At 56.6% G+C, this 5,555-nt stretch carries 5 protein-coding genes and 3 pseudogenes; 4 read left to right on the top strand and 4 right to left on the bottom strand.

From position 1 onward, the window contains the following. Positions 1-107 (bottom strand): annotated as a pseudogene (locus AC3WWH_RS34620) (hypothetical protein); the annotation flags it as partial. Positions 108-825: 718 nt separating this feature from the next. Here AC3WWH_RS34620 and AC3WWH_RS34625 point away from each other — a divergent pair. The 4 genes and pseudogenes from AC3WWH_RS34625 to AC3WWH_RS34640 all read left to right on the top strand — a co-directional run bounded on the left by AC3WWH_RS34625 (position 826) and on the right by AC3WWH_RS34640 (position 3,889). Continuing rightward, a complete protein-coding gene (locus tag AC3WWH_RS34625; RefSeq protein ID WP_058320999.1) occupies positions 826-1,137 on the top strand; it encodes a co-chaperone GroES in 312 nt (103 codons plus the stop codon). 48 nt (positions 1,138-1,185) lie between these two features. Continuing rightward, positions 1,186-2,820, top strand: a complete 1,635-nt coding sequence (groL, locus tag AC3WWH_RS34630) for a chaperonin GroEL (protein ID WP_058321000.1) — start codon at positions 1,186-1,188, stop codon at positions 2,818-2,820. A gap of 26 nt (positions 2,821-2,846) precedes the next feature. Next, positions 2,847-3,059 (top strand): annotated as a pseudogene (locus AC3WWH_RS34635) (hypothetical protein); the annotation flags it as partial. A gap of 92 nt (positions 3,060-3,151) precedes the next feature. Further along, positions 3,152-3,889, top strand: coding sequence for an NYN domain-containing protein (locus AC3WWH_RS34640; protein ID WP_058321001.1), 738 nt, complete (start codon positions 3,152-3,154; stop codon positions 3,887-3,889). Positions 3,890-4,160: 271 nt separating this feature from the next. Here AC3WWH_RS34640 and AC3WWH_RS34645 read toward each other — a convergent pair whose 3' ends face one another. The 3 genes and pseudogenes from AC3WWH_RS34645 to AC3WWH_RS34655 all read right to left on the bottom strand — a co-directional run bounded on the left by AC3WWH_RS34645 (position 4,161) and on the right by AC3WWH_RS34655 (position 4,986). Continuing rightward, positions 4,161-4,421: a hypothetical protein gene (locus AC3WWH_RS34645; protein WP_058321002.1), complete on the bottom strand. Its 261-nt coding sequence runs from the start codon at positions 4,419-4,421 to the stop codon at positions 4,161-4,163. Positions 4,422-4,470: 49 nt separating this feature from the next. Continuing rightward, positions 4,471-4,699, bottom strand: a pseudogene (locus AC3WWH_RS34650) (hypothetical protein). A 5-nt stretch (positions 4,700-4,704) separates the two neighbouring features. Beyond that, complete coding sequence (locus AC3WWH_RS34655; RefSeq protein WP_053251097.1) at positions 4,705-4,986, bottom strand: hypothetical protein; 282 nt, start codon at positions 4,984-4,986, stop codon at positions 4,705-4,707. Positions 4,987-5,555: the final 569 nt, after the last annotated feature.

Raw genomic sequence — 5,555 nt, forward strand, 5'->3', positions numbered from 1 at the left:
TTGGCGCGGTGCCAGACGCCGTTGACGCCGTCACCCTTGACGTCGCCAGCCTTCGTGTCTTCGGCATAGGTGTAAAGCGGCTTTCCGTCGTAGGCCCCGCGGGATATCGCGGATCAGTACCGCAAGGGTTTGAGCGACGAGGTTGCGCTGTTCGACAACGCTATGTGGCTGCAACAGACGTCCCACAGCGCGAACTATTAGCGGACCATAACCGCAACGCGGGAACTTTGCGCACCGACGACAGTTGTTTGTGATGCCATCGATCCCGCTCCCCCTGCGGATCAATGGTTGGGCTCCATCGACAGTTTTCAGAATGGAGGCCCCTCTGGTAATATACGGTTGGCATAGCACGCGCGCTCTGCGGCCCCGTCGTAGATGAAGGGGCCATTTTCGTCCCCGGGCGGTCCAACGATCAAGCAGCGATTTAGCAAAACTTGAAAACGGCAAGACCGCACTCTCGACCGCGCGCGGGTTGGGATGTTCCGCACCAGACTCTTAACTTCGGCACTTGCGGGTTGATAGGTGTCATCATCCACGCAGCTTGGGTTAAATCAAGGGATTAGTCAAAATTTTCTCACGAAGTCATATTAATGAAGTCATATTAATAGTGTTTAGTTATACAGAATAAATTCGTCTGTGGTTTCACGTAATATCTGTATAATTATTAGAATTACACACGATCTCTTCGTGAGAATTATCGACTTATATTTTGCAACATTATTCCTTATATAAAATAATATTTCTTGTCACTCCTATCAATCGAGTGCCAATCGTGCTATGTAAGGATTGCAGTCGCCCTATGCGCCGACCGCAGAAAGAATCTCTATGAAATTCCGTCCACTCCATGACCGCGTCGTCATCCGGCGCGCGGAAGGCGATCTCAAATCCAAGGGCGGGATCGTCATCACCGACATTGCCCAGGAAAAGCCGCAGAAAGGCGAAGTGATCGCCGTTGATCTAGGCACGCGTAATGAAGGCGGCAAGCTGATTCCGCTCGACGTTAAGGCCGGTGATACGATCCTGTTTGGCAAATGGACCGGCACCGATGTCAAGATCGACGGCGAGGATTTGATCATGAACGAGGCCGACATCATGGGCATCGCCGAAAAGACCGTCGCGGCCAATAAAGCTGCCTGACGGTCGATTTCCGACCTCACAATCTCACGACCGAACTGGACGAATATAATGTCTGCCAAGGAAATCAAATTCTCCACTGATGCGCGCGATCGCATGCTGCGCGGTGTCGAGTTGCTCAACAACGCCGTCAAGGTGACGCTGGGTCCCAAGGGCCGCAATGTTGTCATCGACAAGGCCTATGGCGCGCCGCGCATCACCAAGGACGGAGTCGCCGTTGCCAAGGAAATCGAGCTGGCCGACAAGTTCGAGAACATGGGCGCGCAGATGGTGCGCGAGGTGGCCTCTAAGACCAACGATCTCGCCGGCGACGGCACCACGACGGCGACTGTGCTCGCTGCCTCCATCCTGCGCGAAGGCGTCAAGCTCGTCGCCGCCGGCATGAACCCCATGGATCTCAAGCGTGGCATCGACCTTGGCGTCGCTGCTGTCGTCAAGGAAATCCAGGCGCGCGCCAAGAAGGTCAAGTCCTCGGGCGAGATTGCGCAAGTCGGCACCATCGCCGCCAATGGCGACGCGACAGTCGGCGAGATGATCGCCAAGGCGATGGACAAGGTTGGCAATGAAGGCGCCATCACCGTCGAAGAAGCCAAGACTGCCGAGACCGAACTCGACGTTGTCGAGGGCATGCAATTCGACCGCGGCTATCTCTCGCCCTATTTCGTCACCAATGCCGAGAAGATGCGCGTGGAGTTGGAGGACCCCTACATCCTCATCCACGAAAAGAAGCTTGGCAATTTGCAAGCGATGCTGCCGATACTCGAGGCGATCGTGCAGAGCGGCAAACCGTTGCTGATCCTCTCCGAGGATGTCGAGGGCGAGGTTCTGGCGACGCTGGTCGTAAACAAGCTGCGCGGTGGCCTGAAGGTCGCTGCCGTCAGGGCGCCGGGCTTCGGCGACCGCCGCAGGGCCGTACTGGAAGACATTGCCGTCCTCACGGCCGGCCAGATGATCTCCGAGGATCTCGGCATCAAACTCGAGAACGTTATGCTCGACATGCTCGGCCGCGCCAAGCGCGTGCTGATCGAGAAGGACACCACCACGATCATCGACGGTTCCGGCGATAAAGCGACCATCCAGGCGCGCATCCAACAGATCAAGGCACAGATCGAGGAGACGACCTCCGACTATGACAAGGAAAAACTGCAGGAACGCCTGGCGAAACTCGCCGGCGGCGTCGCGGTAATCCGCGTCGGCGGTGCGACCGAAATGGAGGTCAAGGAAAAGAAGGACCGCATCGACGATGCGCTAAACGCCACGCGCGCCGCGGCTGAGGAAGGCATTGTTCCTGGCGGTGGAGTTGCCCTGTTGCGCGCCAGGTCGGTCCTGGTCGGACTGACGGGAGCGAATGCGGACGTCACAGCGGGCATTTCGATCGTGCTCAGGGCGCTTGAAACCCCGATCCGGCAGATCGCCGAGAACGCCGGTGTCGAAGGCTCGATCGTCGTGGGAAAACTCACCGACAGCAGGGATCACAACCAGGGCTTTGACGCGCAGACGGAGACCTATGTCGATATGATCGAAGCGCGCATCGTCGACCCGGCGAAGGTCGTGCGGACCGCTTTGCAGGACGCCGGCTCAATCGCGGCACTTCTGATCACTGCCGAAGCGATGATCGCCGACATTCCCTCAAGAGAATCCGCCCGGCCGGCCGGTAACGGCGGCATGGGTGGGATGGGATACTGAGTGCCTGGATCGTTCGGTCAGCACGGCTGGGCGGCGGAGCCCAAACAGAAACCGTCTCGATCGCCCAGCGTTTCGAGAGCTAACAGCCATCCAAGACGTTTCTCGTATGGGCCTGCGTCGCCACGGCGGTCGCCACAATGATCATCGGATTCAGCTGGGGCGGCTGGGTGACGGGCGGCACGTCACGCGCAGCGGCTCGGCGAGGGGAATTCTCGCTCGGCCCGATGCTGATGGCACTGATGCGGGCGAACAAGAGTGCTGGCTGGAAAGCCGGATAGTGCGATGGCGAAGCGGCTGCTAAGCTTTGACGATTGGACGAGAGGAGCAAAGCATGCCGTCTGAGCCTCGATCACCACGCCTTGCGGTCCTTATCGACGCCGACAACACCTCGGCAAAGATCGCCGACGGGTTGTTCGAAGAGGTGGCAAAGATCGGAGAGGCCAGCGTCCGCCGCATTTACGGCGATTTCTCGGGCACGCGTTCCAAGGCATGGGCGGATGTGCTCGCGAAACACGCGATCATTCCGCAGCAGCAGTTCGCCTACACGACCGGCAAGAACGCTTCAGATATCACGCTGGTGATCGACGCCATGGATTTGCTGCATAGTGGCCGTTTTGATGGCTTCTGCCTCGTTTCGTCCGATAGCGATTTCACGCGTTTGGCCGCCCGTATTCGCGAGCAGGGCATCGACGTTTTTGGCTTTGGCGAACAAAAGACTCCGGAGAGCTTCCGGCAGGCCTGCCGCCGATTCATCTACACTGAGAACCTGCTCGCAGGCGCAGGGAAAGGCGAGCAGGACGCCACATCAGCGGCAAAGTCCTTGCAACCGGTGAGCGCCGCCGTGCCGTTGATAAAAAAAGTTCTTGCCCAAGAAGAAACCGAGGAAGGGTGGGTAAACCTCGGCACCGTTGGCAAGCAACTGCTCAACTTGGCACCAGACTTTGATCCGCGTACCTTCGGGTTTCGAAAGCTCAGCGACCTCATCCGAAAGACAAACAAGTTCGAGGTCCAGCAGGCGGAGGGTAGACCCGTCAGCATTCGCCTGAAGCAAGGAACCAAGGCCCAGTAGCGATTGCAGGCATACGCCCTCCAACCTAAACTCGCATCAGACGCCAAAATCAGCCGTTGCGGTCGCCGGGTTTAGAGATCAAGCATTCCTGAGAATGCGCATCTCGATTCTTCCGGCAATGCTTGGGAGTGCAAACGGCCGTAACGGCTCCGTAGCGGGCTCTGCAGCATGGACTAGCGATCTCCGACATAATTGGGCTTCAGCCAACGGTATGTTAAGGAGGCGCCGTACCGCGGCGCCTCCCTTCAAAAAAAGCGCTACGGGTGTTTGTTCACAGGTGGAGGCGATCGCCGGCGAGCTTGGGGGTATTGAGAATACGCAGCGCCCGCACTGCATTTTTAGGGCTGAGCCCCTCCATCTTCCAAGGGCCAATTTCTGCAGTCTCTCCCGTGAAGACGTGATAGATCGAATAGGTTCCGTCTCCGTCGAAACGGCGACCATACTGATCGAGCTGTCCGGATCTGTTCGGCGCGCCCCCTTCGGATTCCCATGTGCTGATGACGAGCGCGTGTTCTTCGTGTTTGCTTTTCATCTGCAGCCCTCCTTGCGGCGGTCGCCTGTGCCCCGACTGGCGACGCTGCTCATTTATCGGGCGTCATGCCCCATTCAATCGGCTGCAGATTATCTTCGTCGCTCACTCGCTCTGGCCGAGTTCATCATTGCGGATGCGATACCGAGGCGAGTTGTCCCTGAAGGCGAGTTTGGCGATGATGTGATCGTTTCCGCCGCACGGGGTGAAATATTTGCGCGATCTTTAAGGCGCACTGACAGACCGATCGGGAATCGATGGTTAGGCGTTGATGTTGCCATTACGGTTAGGGTGACGGCGAGATTGCGGCTTCGTGGCGATCGACGGCTATCAGGCGTTCAAGTTCCTCAGGATCGATTGCTATCAGACGCATTCGGTATTCGTTCGCTGCCGTCGCTGGTAGCGTGATAAAGGTCGCCACACGGCGATAAGCGAGCCACGAGATGCCTTCGATCAACTCCTCGTCCTCATCGACTTGGTAGTCGCCAGGAGCCACTATCTCACCGAGGTCTGGCATCCAGAATGGTTGGTCGAAATGGACTGTTCGATGTTTCGTCCGGGCAAACATGCTGCCCTCCTTTTCTGTGGCATACGTGGGCGAGATTCAGCCAGGATCGGCCGTTTGGCGCCAATAGCAGCGCGAACAGCTCCCGTCGCTACAGCCTCATCGGACGAAGCTCATAACGACGGCACCGCACCTGAATATGCGGAATCGAGATTGGTGAGTTTTGCAGGCCTGCTGCCTCTGCTGAAGCAAAAAGCCACGCTGGCCTCAGAACCATCATAAATCTGTATGCCTTGAATACGACTTTACTATGTTTATTGATAAAAAATCTGTTTTAGCGAAAACATATTTTGGATTTTATAAATATATGCGCAATGATAAATCGATATTTGTCGTTTTCTACCCAAGATCACTCACGATCATTATTTGCAACGTAGTTTTGAATTAACATTGTAATTGGTTGTTTACATTAATTTTTTTAAAGCGCACTGTAAAAAATCCGGATTGCCATTGGCTCCTGGTCCGAGCGCGGGCCCGCAACGATCCCGATAATCAACCTGGATGCCTCTAAAAACCTCCCCTTCAGCCGGTTTTCGTGATTCAATCCGGCCTGCGTGATTTGCAGGGAACGG

The sequence above is a fragment of the Ensifer sp. EB106-03-01-XG145 genome (assembly GCF_058792075.1).

Coding starts and splice junctions, on each gene's coding strand:
- AC3WWH_RS34655 (WP_053251097.1), bottom strand. CDS start 4,986: ATGTTTGCCCGGACGAAACATCGAACAGTCCATTTCGACCAACCATTC.
- AC3WWH_RS34640 (WP_058321001.1), top strand. CDS start 3,152: ATGCCGTCTGAGCCTCGATCACCACGCCTTGCGGTCCTTATCGACGCC.
- AC3WWH_RS34645 (WP_058321002.1), bottom strand. CDS start 4,421: ATGAAAAGCAAACACGAAGAACACGCGCTCGTCATCAGCACATGGGAA.
- AC3WWH_RS34625 (WP_058320999.1), top strand. CDS start 826: ATGAAATTCCGTCCACTCCATGACCGCGTCGTCATCCGGCGCGCGGAA.
- groL (WP_058321000.1), top strand. CDS start 1,186: ATGTCTGCCAAGGAAATCAAATTCTCCACTGATGCGCGCGATCGCATG.